11 protein-coding genes are annotated in these 16,812 nt (G+C 42.1%); 1 reads left to right on the forward strand and 10 read right to left on the reverse strand.

Translation table 11 applies throughout. The annotated features are described in order from the left end of the window. The first annotated feature begins 580 nt into the window (after positions 1–580). Positions 581–802, forward strand: a complete 222-nt coding sequence (locus tag Q0V21_RS04265; protein WP_301877720.1) for a hypothetical protein — start codon at positions 581–583, stop codon at positions 800–802. Between the two features lie 135 nt (positions 803–937). On the opposite strand, the gene Q0V21_RS32805 is transcribed toward Q0V21_RS04265, so the two are convergent. From Q0V21_RS32805 to Q0V21_RS04310, 10 genes are all read right to left on the reverse strand, one after another. Further along, entirely contained in the window at positions 938–1,216 is a 279-nt protein-coding gene (locus Q0V21_RS32805) for a DNA methyltransferase (protein ID WP_367620503.1), read from the reverse strand. A 410-nt stretch (positions 1,217–1,626) separates the two neighbouring features. Further along, on the reverse strand, positions 1,627–2,385 hold the full coding sequence (locus tag Q0V21_RS04275; protein WP_301877721.1) for a hypothetical protein: 759 nt from the start codon (positions 2,383–2,385) through the stop codon (positions 1,627–1,629). 769 nt (positions 2,386–3,154) lie between these two features. Next, the gene (yaaA, locus tag Q0V21_RS04280; RefSeq protein WP_301877722.1) at positions 3,155–3,877 is read right to left on the reverse strand and encodes a peroxide stress protein YaaA; all 723 of its coding nucleotides are present in this window, start codon (positions 3,875–3,877) and stop codon (positions 3,155–3,157) included. A gap of 359 nt (positions 3,878–4,236) precedes the next feature. Further along, positions 4,237–4,812, reverse strand: a complete 576-nt coding sequence (locus tag Q0V21_RS04285) for a hypothetical protein (RefSeq protein WP_301877723.1) — start codon at positions 4,810–4,812, stop codon at positions 4,237–4,239. 481 nt (positions 4,813–5,293) lie between these two features. After that, entirely contained in the window at positions 5,294–5,575 is a 282-nt protein-coding gene (locus Q0V21_RS32810) for an integrase core domain-containing protein (RefSeq protein ID WP_367620504.1), read from the reverse strand. A gap of 146 nt (positions 5,576–5,721) precedes the next feature. After that, positions 5,722–6,159, reverse strand: a complete 438-nt coding sequence (locus Q0V21_RS04290; protein WP_301877725.1) for a hypothetical protein — start codon at positions 6,157–6,159, stop codon at positions 5,722–5,724. A gap of 4 nt (positions 6,160–6,163) precedes the next feature. Continuing rightward, positions 6,164–10,882: an RHS repeat-associated core domain-containing protein gene (locus Q0V21_RS04295; RefSeq protein WP_301877726.1), complete on the reverse strand. Its 4,719-nt coding sequence runs from the start codon at positions 10,880–10,882 to the stop codon at positions 6,164–6,166. Between the two features lie 31 nt (positions 10,883–10,913). Further along, entirely contained in the window at positions 10,914–14,210 is a 3,297-nt protein-coding gene (locus tag Q0V21_RS04300; RefSeq protein ID WP_301877727.1) for an RHS repeat domain-containing protein, read from the reverse strand. Between the two features lie 366 nt (positions 14,211–14,576). After that, positions 14,577–15,329, reverse strand: a complete 753-nt coding sequence (gene yaaA / locus Q0V21_RS04305; RefSeq protein WP_301877728.1) for a peroxide stress protein YaaA — start codon at positions 15,327–15,329, stop codon at positions 14,577–14,579. A gap of 215 nt (positions 15,330–15,544) precedes the next feature. Further along, positions 15,545–16,429, reverse strand: a complete 885-nt coding sequence (locus Q0V21_RS04310) for a prohibitin family protein (RefSeq protein ID WP_301877729.1) — start codon at positions 16,427–16,429, stop codon at positions 15,545–15,547. Between the last annotated feature and the right edge of the window lie 383 nt (positions 16,430–16,812).

Raw genomic sequence — 16,812 nt, forward strand, 5'->3', positions numbered from 1 at the left:
TACATTAAGGAATGAGGCCAGATGCGAATTTAGCGGGAAATCCGCTAGTGTTTTTTTATTGAGTCAAAGTTAAAGTTAAACCATGCCTCAAACACCAAAAGAAGCTTATCATGCTGTAGTCAACGCATATATAGCAACTATGAACGAGGCGAGTTGGACATTCCAACGGCTTTACTGATTAAGTTGGCTGACTATCATCAGACAAGTACAGATTATCTTTTAAATCGGACAGATGTAAGAAGGCCATATCCATCAAAGTGATTCGGCTTGAGTTTTAAAAACCCGTTGCTAAGTCCTTTCATGCTGAAAGCAAAACCAAATAGCCCTGGTAAAGACGTTTACATCTAAACAATAAAGGTTTCCGAGTCAGTTCGAATATCTCTTACTATTCATTAAGTCCTCGGTAGCCAAATTTGAATTTGTAATTGCTAATCTGATTTATTGAGTTATTGTGTTCCATTAGTTGAACGAGCAGTCGCACAATCTCAGTTGAAATATTTAAAAGACATGTTCCGCCTCTGCCTATACCCTCATATATTATTAAAAATCATTTATTAAAAGTGAGGAGTAAAAAATGAATATGACTAACCAACAACATCTTCAACATCAAACTCTTGTAACCATAAGCCCGGTTGTTAGACATGGATTACGAGAAGCCCAGTACCTTGGGTATCAACATGCATTAACAGAAGCAGTTGCCATTGGATATTTAATGGGAAAAGGCTACGATTTTGATACTGCTTGGAGAACCGTTGAATCTTGGTGGAGACCTCCAGGAACTCCATTACCTCAGATGTATTAAGGTAAATATGTTAGTTATTTGAATTTGAAATCTTGCTTATTGATCCAAACAGCTTTTTATCATCTGGTTTATTGTTCAGAACCAACACGACAAACTAGCACAGGCTTGATGCCGATTGCTTCCCGGTACCGCCGTTTAATAACGTCGCAGAACTTCGGATCGATCTCCATGGTACGGCCGATCCAGTTGGTCACAAATCATCAAAGTAGATCCGCTTCCGCCGAAGAAATCCGCCACTGAGTTGCCTGGACGACTGCTGTTCTTAATCGGTATTGCCAGCAACTCTAGCGGCTTTTGTGTCGGATGAACGTACTTGCCGATGTCACGACGGGACACTTCCCAGACCGTGGATGGTTCAGGTTCCTCCAAAGGGAGGCCAGTGCGCCATACCGTGGTCTCGGCGGTCGCAACCAAGCTGGGGCCTTTCCTTTTAAATGAGCGTAGAATACCGGCTCATGCTGCCAACGGTACTGCGACCAACCGAATGAAGCCGCGTTCTTCACCCATACGCATTGACTCCGGATTACAATGCCTGCCGCGTTCATGCGACCTCGAACTGGCACTGGTAAGAAGATGGATGAAAGACGTATATCCCCGCCGTTGGCACCATATGTTCGGCATACCTCTCAAATACGGAATGCAAAAAGCCCGCAAACTCTGCGGGCATTTCGTCGTTCATTATTGTCTCCCGCCCGTCAGCGGCCAGGTGGGAAGAGTCACTTTCAACGGCAACGTTGTACGGCGGGTGTCAAGGAACAAAATACAGGTGAGTCCCGATGATACGGAACAAACCCGTCGTTTCCTTTACTTTAATCACTATTTCATTACATACTAGGATAATCAGGAATTCGGAGTAGATCAAACCTGAAGCCAACGTGACGATCTGAAGTACCATGAGTTTCCAAACTGTCAGAGAAAAGTCCCTTCTTCCAAACTTCGTAGTGTCTTGTCATGTAACGATTGTATGCATTAATCACCGTCTTGTGATCGTCCTTCGCGATGCTCTCACTGAAGGATGCGGTTGATGTCCAACTTTGAGATACGTTATAACCAACAGTTGCAGACACAACTGATGCGCTGATACCTACGCTAGCATTAAAGGAGTTACCAACCGTCACAGATTGAGAAAGTGTTAATATACCGCCAGAACTTCCGGTCTCTTCTACGGAAGCAACTACATAGTTAGGGTTAACTGTTGCATATTCAGCGCTCGGATTTTTAGCATATAAGTCACCGATTGCTGCAGGTGCTACTTCATGTTTCCAGTCGTCATTCTTTTCTTCATCAAGGTAAGTAACATCCACCACTTTGATTAGTTTGTTTTCAATTGGATCTTGGCCAGTAGCTAGCAAATAAGCAGTCGAGTTAACAGGAACATACTCTGTAACGATAGCCCTTTTGACTTCTATTTTTCCGTCAGGCGTTTTAATTTCAATTCCTTTGACTCCTTCTGATGTTTTAATAAGAAGTTCATCGGGAACCACCACCTTTGTTTCTTGTTCATCAATTGTAGCTTCTGAGGCCCTAGCTTGCTGGAAACCAACAATCGTTAGGAAGAGAACTAAACTCAATGCTACTAACAAAAACTTCCTTTCCCTAGACAATAAAACCACCTCAGCAATTTTTTCGATCTAAGAGATCAATTACAATTGTTCCATAATTATCCTAATAAAACAATGATTTTCATATAAGTTTTACATAAAATTTACAATTATATATTCATATATCCATTATATGTTCACAATTAGCATTTAGTAACCATATTTAAAGCGAGAAGAGGAACGCCCCAGTCATATGACGCTATTGCAGCTGTGTGTTTCATTCCCGACTTTTCTATCCTCCTAATGTCACTGAAAAATGGTCAAACGGAGTTCAACTTGATCTCATGATGAAGCCAGTATGCTAGGGTTCAAAATATAATTTTTAGTTATCACACGTGATACTTTATTAAAGCAAAACGAGCCCAAAAATCTTTCAGGCTCGTTCAATAACTGCAATCGGCTCAAGACGACAGCTATTTCAGCCATCGAACTTCAAAAGATTCTCGGCGTGCTTCCCCATGAATCAGTTTCGCCAACTGGTGTAGCATATTACCTTCGTCTTAGCTTTCTTGGTTCAGTCTGTTCAGTTTACCGGACCTGCAACGCCTTAAATAGCAGATTCTCCCCCAATTATCGCCAATGTCTTTTAGTACAATTGCAAACTCTTTTCTTATGAGAGGGTTCTTAGTTTCGGTTAGAAGTTTAAGTAAACACTCCACTGAAGATCGTTCTCCTGATTCAACATGTTCCTTCCGGACGTGCCAACATCCTTTTCACAATATGTACAGGAAACTCACCGGTATAGAGCTGGCTATTTTCCCTCTTCTTGTACGAAGACAAACGTATTCTCGTCGGATAGTTCTTCTGAAAAACTAAAGTTTAGCCGATCAAAGCTCCTGACGTCCTTTATATCTGTAATCTTGTGCTCTGCCATATAACGTACCATTTCGCCTCTGGCCATCTTGGCCCAGGTTGCCTTTTCAATGACCTTCCCTTCGACCATTTGTCCGAATACACAAGTGATAAACCTTGTTTCCTCGCTCAGAAAAGGAGTGATGTTTTTGCTATACTCTTTGGAAGCCAGATTTAGAATGCAATTGCTTTCCGATTGAAGCTGATCTGCGAGTTTGCTACCCCAAAATTGATATAGGGACTTGAAGCCCGGACCTTGAAACTTGCCCTGCATCTCCAACCGATAAGGTGTAACACCATCCAATGGCCGTAACATGCCATAAAAACCGGATAATATGCGCAAATGCTGCTGAAGATACGCCAGTTCCTCATTTTGAAAAACACCCGGAGCCATATACTGATACTGAATACCTTCATAGGCATAGATGGCTGGCGTCAGATTGTCCTTCAAATTCATATTCTGAATCCGCTCCACATTCAGTTCGGCGATTGCATCGTTACACTTCCATAACGCTTTGAGTTCATCATAGGTTAACTTTTGAAGCAAACCCAGTAGTTGTTCTGACTCGTTCATAAAGCGGGGCATCTGCTGACAAGCTATATAATCCGTGTCGATTTTCATTTTTCAGAACTAAAAAAGAACAAACTAGCCCACAAATGGATTGCTTTGTTCATTACAATTCATAGAAATTCAATTGATTTTGGAATAAGTATCAAGCTTTAGTTGCACTCATTGCTCTTCTCGGTGTGCCACATATTCTTGTGAATTGTCCTTAAATTCAACCACAATAGGATACTGAGGAATTTACTACGACGAGCTTTAATGCTAACAATATTTTTTTCATCTATCCCTTTTTAACGGTTCAATACGTTCTTAAACCATCTTCAAGATCCTTCATATCCTTTTTATATGAGCCATACGAAGGAGGGGATATTAAATAAAGACCTTGAGGATTGCAGTCCTCAAGGTCTTATCAGTTCCTAGTTCTTAATGCTATAATGTTTCATTAACTTATTAGTCACATCTTCGGGTATACCTTTGGTAAAGTTTAAAGCCACCAAATCAGTAATAGCCCTGTCTATTGAAAAACATGAGTCACTACTGTACTTGCTCATTTCATCGTTAAAACCTAAAATACAAATGCCGTAACTTCTTTCTCCCCATATTGCCCAATTCAGCGACGACGATAACCATATAACTACTTCAGAGTTAGATAGAATAGCATCAGCAGGGCTTTCTTCTGGTCCCTGATTAAGGATATTCCAATACTCATCAGCGGTGGTACCTTTTTGTAAAACACACCAGTTATATTGGGAAAACTCACTGTAGTAATAATTTTCAGGGTCTGGATCTAAAACAGCCATAATTACAGAGGAGTCACCATCCAATTCACCCCAAAATTTATAACTCATTACATAATCAAAATCAAAAACAACTTTATTTGGAAAGGAAACTTTAAATACTGGATTTGGTAACCTCTCGTCAACACAAATGACTTTTAAAACCAAACGTGATGCTTTCTCAAATTCTTCTGAGCTTTTAATAGTATTGCTCAATTTGTCAATCCCCCAATCGAATCTTAGTTGTGACCCCAGTAGCTACCTTAGCCCAAAATTCAACAGTTAGTTGGGATTGCTTTGAAATGTCACGAACTGTGTATCTCGCACCATCTTTAGAATAGATAGTGACTTTACCGTCCTTACTCACTGCCTTTTTCCACCCTTCCTTCAAAAGACTCTTCTCAAAATCCGCCTTTGTTACATTGGTTGAAATATTTCTTACACTCTTTCCGACTGTAATGTCTTTATAACTACAATTCGTATTATGCACCCAAATACCAAGGTCACTTACAAAATACGTATGAAATTCATCAACCGTTATGTTCTAAACCGTTACCTGCTTATACAACAGTTCAATGCTGTCTATCTTGAGTGTATTCCCATCACTCTTAACAAGCAAGTCACCGACTTTGAGCAGATTAACCCCTTAAGTTTGGACACATGCTCTCTTCATCTCATTCTTTCATAGCTTTTCAAATTACAATCGGACGGCCTCAATTGGAATGGGATAAATCAGGTTCTGCTTGTAAAAATCAATAGGACCTAGGTCTTTAATGCTGGAATGCATTCTTCTTTCGTTGTAGAAGATCATGAATTCAGTGACTGCTTCATAAGCTTCACCATATGTGGCAAAGTCATATCGAGATAGACAATCATCTTGAAGTATCAGATGGAATGACTCGATATGAGCGTTCATATTAGGCGAGCGTGGTGGGATCCGTTCATGCAGGGTTCCCCACCGAGCCATCCATATTTTCATTCCATCCACAACTATCAGACATATTAATGATGATTAAAATAGTACTAATAGGCTTCAATTAATAGGATTTCCAGAAGAAACTAAACGACCTTTCCCCGTAGAATACCGGGAAACGGTCGTAGCTTCAATGTGTCTTTATTTATGGGTTACAACTCACTTTTAGGTGATTTAAACCGTTCTAAATCATAATATGGATTTGAAATATTATTTCCAACCTCCATAATGGTCTCTTTGATTTCATTTAAAATTACTATGTCTATATTGTGTTCTTTCATAGACTCTTTAATTTTATCAAAACACTTCTCTAAACCAAGGTTAACAACAATAGAGAGTATCACATCTACATCATCGTAGGAATTAGTATTCCATAACCTCCTCAATACAACATCTACATCGTTTCTTGTTTTATCCTCTAGAAGCTCATAAGTCATGACTTGTCGATCTGTTAATTCGGCTAGGATCAACAAAAATTCTTTTTTATCCAAGCTCATAGTTTCAAAATCTTTTAACACATTTCTAAACAAGGATAATAAAACTTCTGTAGGTAACCTATCAGGTAATTTCTCAAAATCTCCAATATTCATTTTTTCACTTCCCTTTTATTGGAATATGAACCTGATCCAAAGATTGGTTTTTTGTCCATGTTCCATCTGTCTTTAATTGTTTATTTCCTATTTTTATTTGCGCGGTCCAACGGGTTCCAGATGCGGACCCGGGATATCTCATTTTCGCAACAGGATCAGGTGAATGCCATCTAATTATGACCTTCTGTCCATCTGCAAGTACAAATTCATATTTTGCACCCACTTTAATTGTATCTGTTTTTACAAATGTATTTTTTATTCCCTTTGGAATCATTGACTTTAAATGTGTTATCCTGATTTCACCATTTTTCAATAAGTTTTGGGCAAATTTCCTAGCTGCATCTCTTGTTAATCCATTTATAGAACTTTTTCCCGTAATAGATTTAGAGCTCTTCGGTTTTGAAGCACTAGGTTTGGTTGAACTTCCACCACGTCCTCCACCACCACCCATACTTCCACCCGGGGTCATTCGCCCGCCACTAGCACTCCCGCTCCCAAGCCCCATCCCTTCAAGTGTATTACTCGCGGGTCTTTTAGAGGAATGTCCACTCGGGTCGACATACTTCAATGGATTATTTAACACATAAGAATACAAGTTCATAGTTAGCGGATCATTTAGTTCTCCCTCGTACGTATCCTCACCGATGAAACGTGCCATACTTGGATCATACCAGCGTGCTCGCAAATATTGCAGCCCTACAGTACCATCCCAATATTCCCCGGCATAACGAAGTACATTTGGTACGTTTTCCTCTGTTGTTAAGGGTCCGCCCCAGATATCATAAGTGTAGCTGTTAAGTACTTTGCCTGACTCATCCACGAGGCCAACCACATCACCGTGTCCATTCAACTGGTAGTATTCCAGTTTACCTGTTTTCTTGTCCTGGCGGGCCCATAATTGCCCGTAAAGATCATAGATATAGGCGTACGTCAGCTCAGCTTTTCCAGACGTTACAACGGCCTCGGCCATGAGTTTGGCTTCTTCATCGTAATAATAACGAATCGTTTGCTCGCCTTCGGTACGTTCATACAACAATCCATCCCCATTATAACTATAGGTTACCGTTTTGCCTTCACCCGTTGCTTTAATCAGACGATTCTGGCTGTCATACGTATACTGTGCATCCTTTAGACCGTATACCTTACCACTTCCGGTACTGTACCGGTTACCATTCGGGTCATAAGTATACGTTTCTTTTTGCGTGCCCGTTTCGGTCTGAATCCGGCTCAATTCATCGTATGTGTATTGATCGGTTTCCCCGTTCTGTGTACGGGACGTGATGTTTTTGTTACCGTCGTATTCATAGGTAAACTGCTGCACCGCCGAAGTCCCTTGAGAGATCTTGACTCCCGAGAGGTCATAGCCATTGAACTGATAGCTTGTGCTGAGGCCCTTGCCAAACGACACTTTCTCCAGCAAGCTATTGGACGCGTAACTGAAAGTCATCCGGTCTACAGGCGTCGTTCCTGATGCAGCAAGTGCAGAAGCTCCTCCCGAACCCGAGGTAATGTCCATGGAAGTTACCCGGTTCATAGCATCTACTTCGCCGTGAATGCGCAAGGATTGTCCTTTGGCATCCGTCAGGGTATAGCCTAGACGTTGCTGGGTATTGTTTTCGTAATCAAGTCGTGTCCCATCCGGGAACGTCAGTCCGTTCAACATCCCATCTTCGGCACGATAACTGTACGTGGTCTTTCCATGATCATCGGTCATCGATGTTCTACGGCCGATTTCGTCGTAAGTGTAAGAAACGTTGCTATCCGGTGCCTTCATGCTTGTGAGCATGTTATCACTGTTATACGTATACTCTGTTACTTTACCAAGTCGATCTTGTTTTTTGATCAGATTACTTTTCTTATCGTAATATAACGTTGTCGCATACCCGGCTGGACTCGGATGCGTCTGTTTAATGAGTCTTCCCAATTCATCATACTGTTTTGTGACTGTTTGCGTATTCGGTGATACGATCTGTGTCACTTGGCCCTGATAGCCATAGAAGTAGCGGCTTGTCTCTTGCTTCGGTGTGGTTACCGTCGTGATTTGTCCAAGCGCATCATACGTATAGGTCGTTCGTTGACCGTTACCATCGATAGATGCAATTACGTTACCATCGATATCATATTCGGTTTGTTGTAACGGAACATATGCACCATTCAGATATTCTTCCACCGCCGTCACACGACCAAGTAAATCCTTCTTCTCCCGTGTGCGATTGTCAGCAGCGTCCTTATAGGTCACCGTTTGACCCACAGCATCAATATTGGTTGTTCCGGTGGTCCCGTCTGGATACTTTGTCTCTATCGCTTGTCCAAACGCGTCGACTACAAATCTCGTCACATTGCCTTCGGCATCCTCAACAGCCGTTACATTACCTTCGCGGTCATAGGCGTATTTGTAAGTAGCCTCAGCCGTCTGCTCTTCTACCAAAAGACCTAACGGATTATACCGCTCGGTCGTGACAATGCCATCTGGCGATGTATTTGTAATGATGTTCTTAACATCATCATACGCCGTAGTTGATTTCGTACCATCTGCATGTTCGATTTGTAGAAGTCGCCCTCTCTTATCATACTGATACGATTCCTGTTCCCCGGATGCATCGGTTGTCTTTTCCAGTTCACCAGCATTCGTATATTGATACGATTCCACGAGGGCTTCTGCTTTACCAGCAGCATCATTCACAGTTATGGACTTGGATTTCACCAAATGCCCTGCATTAGCCTGATAACTCAACGTCGCTACGCTGTCTTTAGCTAAATAGCCGCCTTTATCCGTGGTGTTGATGACTCTTCCTTTATCATCCAGCTTCACTTCCGATTCAGTGAGCAACTGCCCGCCGTATCCATTTTTAGTCGTGCTCCGCAGAACGGAACCTTGGCTGTTATAGGTTGTTTCGGTGTATCTCTCCAAGGTACTATTAATCTTGCTGGTCGAACGAATAGGTTTGATCCAGTGATATGGAGCCTTACCCGTTTCATACGCATAAGTGGATTCTTGTCCGGTACTGCGCTTTTCTGAAGTCACCATTCCATTGGCATCGTAGGTCATGGTCGTGGTTAGCTTCTCGCCTGCACGTCCACCCTCACTAACCCACTCCGATAGCTCTGTTGGCAGATTTCGTTTATTCTGACTATCATACTTGAACTCGGTTGTATACGTTACCGCATCTCCGGTTAGCGCATGCTTATCTACGCGAACCAAATCGGGGTGCGCGGCAGTGCTGAACGTTTTGGAGAACGTCCAAGTATCTACAGTGTTCTCTGCTTTCACTTTCGTTGTCCATGATGCGGATTGACCGTATGCATCCAGATCTTCTCCAGAGTACTCAAAGTTAACCTTGTCTAGAACACCTTCGCCATCCGTTGAACTAAACTGGCTCTTGCGTTCTCTTACTTTAAAGACGAAATGTGAAGAAGCCGCGCCAATCTTCTTCAGTGACGGAACATAAGCGATGTCTGTAATCGCCGATGACGGATCAGTAATACGCGTCAATAGTGCGGTATGCATCACACCTTGAGCATTTTGGTTGCTTTGCAATTCAGGCAAGAAATTAAATTTGGATTCGGGATAATAGTACGTATATGTCGTTGTCCGATCCAGAGCATCCGTGAATTCTCGCAAAATACGAATGCCTTCGTCCTCGCGTTGCGTGTACGTTGCTTTCCGATCTGTTCCGGCAAGCTGTACAGTAACCTTCAGGTTGTCATAAGCAAATGTCAGCGCCTGACCTTCACTGTTTTGAATTCGGGAGATGACTTGGTTTCCATCCAATGTTGTATATTGAAAATTCACCGTATTCCGGTAACCATCTGTAATTTGCAGTAACTCTCCGGTTCCGTTAAACAAATAATCGTAGCCATTCCGGATCGACAAACGGTAACTACTGGATTTGCCATCCACAGTCACGGTCGTATCTTGCTTCACGATTAAATCATTCCATACGTAGCCTTCAAGTTCAAGATTAGCGTTTAAGCGATAATAACCTACGCCTGGAATCTGGACATACTGACTATCGCCACGCTTTTCCATGAAAGGAATGTCCCAACGCCAGCCTTGTCCCAATCCAGCTGAGAGTTCTTCCTTGCGTGGCGTAACCATATTGGAATACTTTTGTGTCGTTTCGTCGTATTGAACGCCGAGCTGTCCACTTGCTCTAGCACTGTCATAGACACGTGTCAGATCAAACGAAATGAGTCCAGGTAAGGAGATGTCCGTACTACTGACCATCATCTCTCCCGTAGCAGTAGAGATCGATTCCGCTCCATAAGACGTCATGTACAGCGATGCATCATCCCGGATATCAACGTGATTTAGCCCAGTTTCATCCACGGTTGTTCCTGTACCTGGAGCATCCTCTCCAAGAGCATTAATCGAGAAGTTGTTTTGCTGTGATGATCCGGAAGGGCGTAGTCCCTCCATTTGAATCGGTTCGCTAATTTCTTGTGCTTCTAGCCATTTCTCAGCAGCCTCACCGCCTGTACGATCTGTCTGTAAAGCTTTATATAACTGGAACAGCGAGTAACCTTGATCTAGTTTCTCCTCAATCCAATCTTCTTTGATACCAAACTGCTCTTTTAAACTATGGGTTGTAATGTAGGTAGCGGAAGGGAGGGAATCCCTACCTTCTGCCGCCGCTGCTGCTTGTCCTCCATATCCAAAAGAACCGAACCCACTAAGAACCAATATGACGCATAACCAAATAATCGTTATTTTCTTAAACACTCCATCACCTCAACCTAGATTTAGACAATCATTAATTAAATGGGAAAATCTTTTTCGTTCGTTTCGTCAAATTTCCGTTCCGGTCATATTCAAATACAATTTGATCTCCCGTAAATAGAACGACTTTAAGCAATTGATTGCCATAGCCATATTCATAGCTGTTGTCATTGCGAATGTTCATCCACGCTGCTTTTATGACTCCCTGAATCGGTTTTCCATCCTTTTCACTTATCTTGAGATAATAATATTGTCCACCTTGAAGCTCCCATTCAAGAACTGTATATTGCTCACCATATAGCTGTTCTTGCTCTATTGAAGCAGCTACCGGAATGCTAAGTTCCTTATCTGAATACAATTCGATCCGAGGCTCAGTGGAAAAATCACCTGATTCCTTTATCGCAATCCGATACTTGTCAGAGCTATAGGGGCTAAAACGATAGTACACATTCCCTTGCTGAACTGTGGGAAGCGCCGTTTCTGTGTTCTCATACAAAGTCAGAAACTCCACATCCACTTCCTTGATCGTAAAGTGGCGATAAGCACCTACAAATTTCAGCGGTTGGGCTGACACATTATGCACCTGAATATCAGACTTTTCAGGTACGAATTGTCCTCCTGTCGCATTCTTTCCTTCCTTAACAACCACTTGGTTCTGATTCCGAATAACGTAATCATAGGCTCCTCCTACTGAGGAAGATCCAACGAGTATTGCTTCATAAGGTAATGTATTCGAAAACAACAGCGTGTTATTTGGCGCCAAATCCCGCTTGATAAGTGCAGGCTCCTGACTGGAACTGGCTGTCACAGGAGCAGAATATTGAATCGTGACCGGCTCCGAAGATACTACGGTGACAACAAGCGTTGCACCTGCTGGAATATCCCAAGTTGCATGACTTTTACCTTCCACGAAATACAATGCTTTATTGGATTTGTCGTAGACCGTATAATCCACAACGGATGTTACTCCTGCGATTCGTTCAATTTGAGCAGGTTTGGAACCCGGATTCGTAAATACAGCACTCTGCCCTTGATTGACAGTGATTTCTGTTTCTGGTGAAGGGACTTGGTCATCTTGTCCACGGAATACTCGGTAAATCCCACCATACGTTATGGGTTGATCTGAGATGTTGGTAACGACAACTTTTTTACCATCCAAGACATACGCCTCGATCGCTGTTGCTGTTCTACTGCTCGACACTGTTCCATCTACGTTGTAAATCGTGTAATCATACACCCGCCCCGCGCTGCTGGAAGCATCATTTCGGAGTCTTTTCGAATCTGAGCTTATGTTGGTAAAGGCATAGCTCTCTCCTTTGTTCAACGTCACGCGCAGATAAGCCGGTTCTTGGCTATCCACTACAGAGAAATCATCCGTGTATTCAAATAAGACAGGTGTACTTCCCCCTACGGTAACGATGGCTTCACCACCAGAAGGAATGGTAGCGAGACTTACATTGCTATTGAATTTGTCACTATGTGCTCTGCCGTCTGCCTTATACACAACAATATCAAACTGTGCACCTAATTTTTTGGCGTTACTCCGAATCGGGTTACTGAGTGAACCCCCATTGTGGAATTTGACCGATTGGCCCGGTGAAACCGTAATCTTGCTTAGTGCATCATTAGGTCGATCCTCTACATCAAAAATGGTGTAAATCGCACCTATGGTTACAGGTTGAGCGGATACACCCGTGACCACTGCTTTATTTCCATAAAAAACAACAGGTTCAACCGCTGTTGCTTTTCTTGTACTCCGTTCTGTGCCATCCGGATAATATGTCACGTAATCAAATATCCGCCCCTGACTAGTGGACGCATCACTGTCGAGATATTCCCGATCGGTGCTGTTATTCCAAAATGTCACGCTTTCTCCCTGGTTCAGTGTTACCCGATGGTATGCGGGTTCCATGCTGTCTTCAACTGAGAAATCATCCGTGTAACTAAACTCAATCGGGACTTGTCCGACTACGGTTACGACCGCATAACCTTGTGAGCGAATGATCGGATTTGTATTTTTGTTGAAACCATCCGAATGTACAACGTCTTCTGATGTATACAGGACATAGTCAAAAAGAGCTCTGTTGGTACTGCTCGCGTTGTTTTTAATAGGATTGGCTAAAGAACCATTGTTCCGAAAAATCATGGATTCACCAGGATATACGGTAATTCGAGTAATGGCATCACCACCGGCTTTTTGAACATCAAATGTCCGATATGGCACACCATATGTTACAGGCGTTGATGTAACCAAGGTTACAACGGCGGTTCTTCCTGCTGCTACCGTAGGCTTAGTCGTCGTATTTGTCCCTGTAGAACTTTCCGTTCCATCCGGAAGATAAACAACGTAATCATGCTTATCTTTGGTCGTTCCATCACTTTGGAGTGCATCTGATTTGGAACTGATGTTGGTGAATTGGTAGCTATCGCCCTGATTTAGAGTTGTACGCGTATAGGCTGGCTCATCACTCCATTCACCGGTATAGACTTCATAGGGAAATCCAACACTAACAGGCTGTGAGCCCGCTCCAGTAATAATAATTTCGTTCCCTCCTGCAAGTGAAGGTTTCCCAGTCGTTTCAAAATTTGAACTCACAAGACTACCATCTTCTTTGTATGAAGCGTAGTCTATCTTCCTGTCCTGAGCCGTGGAAGTATCGGCACTTAAAACTCTTGACTGTGTCCCTTCATTAAAATATCGATAGCTCTCTCCTTTGGATAACGTAACCCTAAGCATGGCAGGGTTAGCTGATACACTGTAGGAAAATTCTGAACGAATTGTCACTGTAAAAGGATTCTGACCCGTCGAGGTGATCACAGCTGTATAACCTGAACCTACTGATAAACTACTAGTAGAGTCCATGTTTTCGCCCATGATGCTGCCATCTGGTCTATAAATAACGTAATCGTATGCACTGCTTCTTGAGGTGGCCGCATTAGTACTTAACGACCTTGTCGCACTTCCGTTATTCGTGAACGTATAGGAATCTCCAGGACTCATGGTCAAAGTTTCGTCTTCCATGGCCATAGCTTGAGGAGAGAAAGAGTTTTCCCCGTATGTATCATCAGTTACCGTCGGTTCATCTTCTGGTTCTTCGATAACTTCGTCTACACCTTCCGGCTCTTCATAGAAATCCGGATCAATATCTTCCAGATATTCGTCGTCTGTTAAAGCTGATTCCTCCATAGGAACATCAACATTCTCTGCGCTACTTTCAGTTGTTATTATGGCATCCGATTGATCCGAAAGCGCATAACCGCTAGTCGGATACATGGTTCCAATCAACAACAAAGCCATCAGAAAAACAATAAAACCTTTTCTTAAACACATGGAATTTATATTCCTCCTTTATGTCTTTTCTCCATTTCCTCCCTCAACAGATGTATAAATGGAGCCTAATAAATCATTATCGTCATTTTCCTTATTTTAGGACATAGTGAATTAGTCCCTAATTCCAGGGACTTTTTTCCTTTTACATCTCAGATAACAATTTAAAAATAACCTGTAATTATCCTGATACGAAATAGAATAATAGATTAGATGCAGTTCAAATGCTATTTCAATTAAGTTAATCGTCTTTCCTATTTTGATTAGGACTTAGATTTAATATCTGAAAAATAAAAAAGCCGCCAGTTGGCGACTTTTAAGTGAATCAAATAGTTATCATTCTGTTACATGATCAGCGGACACATCTGGCTAGTGTCCCACTGCTTGTATGAAAACAAACGTGCTCTCGTCGGATCGCTCTTCTGAAAAAGCGAAGTTTAAACGATCAAAGTTTCTTACGTCTTTCACATCTGTAATCTTGTGCTCTGCCATATAACGTACCATTTCACCTCTGGCCATTTTAGCCCAGGTTGCCTTTTCAACAAGCTTCCCATTGACCATTTGTCCGAATACACAAGTAATGAACCGGGTTTCCTCACTCAGAAAAGGCAAAATATTTTTGCTATACTCTTTGGAAGCCAGATTCAGAATGCAGTTGCTTTCTGATTGAAGCTGATCTGCCAACTTACTGCCCCAGAATTGATAGAGCGAGCGGAATCCCGGACCTTCCAGCTTGCCCTGCATCTCCAACCGATAAGGGGTAACACCATCCAATGGCCGTAACATGCCATAAAAACCGGATAATATACGTAAATGCTGCTGAAGATACGCCAGTTCCTCATCTTGAAAAACACCTGGAGCCATATACTGATACTGAATGCCCTCATAGGAATATATTGCTGGCGTAAGATTGTCCTTTACATTCATATTCTGAATCCGCTCCACGTTCTTTTCGGCAATTGCATCGTTACACTTCCACATCGCTTTGAGTTCGTCATAGGATAACTCTTGAAGCAGACTCAATAGCTGTTCTGACTCGTTTATAAAATGCGGCATCTGCGCGATAGCCATAAGATCGGTATCGATCTTCATCTTTTTCGCTGGTGATATGATCATTCTCATCGTGCTGATCCATCCTTAATCTACCGTTGTTTTTGTCGTTATCCATTGTACAGGATTGGACAGTTGAATCCAATGCCAAGGCTTAACTTAATCCCTCATGGTACCTTTGAAAAGACTCAAAAATGAACAAGTCAGCCCACGATTGGACCGGCTTGTTCATTAGAATCCAACACATAAAATTGGTGAGAAAGCAAGGCGTGCATTTCAAACCGTTATTAGGGAGATACGCTCCCCGAGCCGCTATTTTGCTCTATTTTTGTAGTCGAAGTCGGCAATTGAATCATTGGCGTATTTGACCCACTTACATATGGAAGGGCTCCATCCCATTTCTTGATGGTTTCATATTCAACGAGTTGACTCGATAATGATTGTTGAAGCTCTTTATTTGCTTTAGCTTGACCCTCTGCTTCGATCAATAGTTTGTCTGCATTACCTTGTGCTTCCACGCGCTTACGATCTGCTTCTTTCTTGGCGATCTCAAGTTCAGTCGTTTTACGTTCCAGTTCTTGAGAAGCTTCAACACGCTTATCGATTGCTTCCTGCGTCTTAGCGTCAGGTTGAGGAACACCTACGGTAACGTTGGATACAATAAAGCCTAACTCTTTAACGTCATCAGAAAAACGTTGTTGGACATCCACTCCTGCTTCGGATGACTTTTCACCATAAACATCAATTACTGTAAACTTGGAAATACCTTTACGAGCTGCGTCACGGAAACGTGTTTTGAGATATGTATCCTCAATTTCTTGAATGCTAATTGGCCCAAATGTATTGAAAATAGAAGATACTTTACTTGGTTCTACTTGGTAGTTGTAAGCAAAATCGATTGTGATGTTTTTCCCGTCAGAAGTAGCAATCTGAATATCTCTGTATTCAACCGTTTGAATTCGGATCGGATATTTCGTTACTTTATCAAACGCTCCAACTAGTTTCCACCCTTGACTCAGTGTACTATCTTTTACGCCTCCATTGGGTGAATAAACGACTCCAACATATCCATTAGGAATTCGTGTTACAAAGAAAGTCACCAGTAACACTCCCACAATAATAACTATCGCAACCGCAATAGCCCCTACTTTAAACGTCTTTGAATTTTCCATCTACATTCTCCTCTTGTTTGAATTTATTGTATTTCTTCAAAACTCTACTACCTATTTTATTGAATAGCGGGAACATTAATGACCATAGAATAAATGCTAGGATAAAGATTAAAATGATCCCCCCAATAATTGGCATATTCGTCCTCCCTTCTATGGATGTAACCGAGTACAAATTTATAACCAACTAATTATATCCTCCTTTATATATACTTTGTAAATCCGTATTCGGTTTCAATGATATCCAGCGCTTGAACTACTATTAAGTAAAGTAGCGAAGAAAATGGTGAGTGAGGGACGTTCAGTACCCGGTTATTCCTAACAAGAAAGTGATCATCAATTCATCTGGGAATTATGGATCAGGAGTGAGTTTGTCCCCCTTGCTC

This window comes from Paenibacillus sp. 11B, assembly GCF_030487755.1.
In the GTDB taxonomy this organism is placed as follows: domain Bacteria; phylum Bacillota; class Bacilli; order Paenibacillales; family Paenibacillaceae; genus Paenibacillus; species Paenibacillus vandeheii.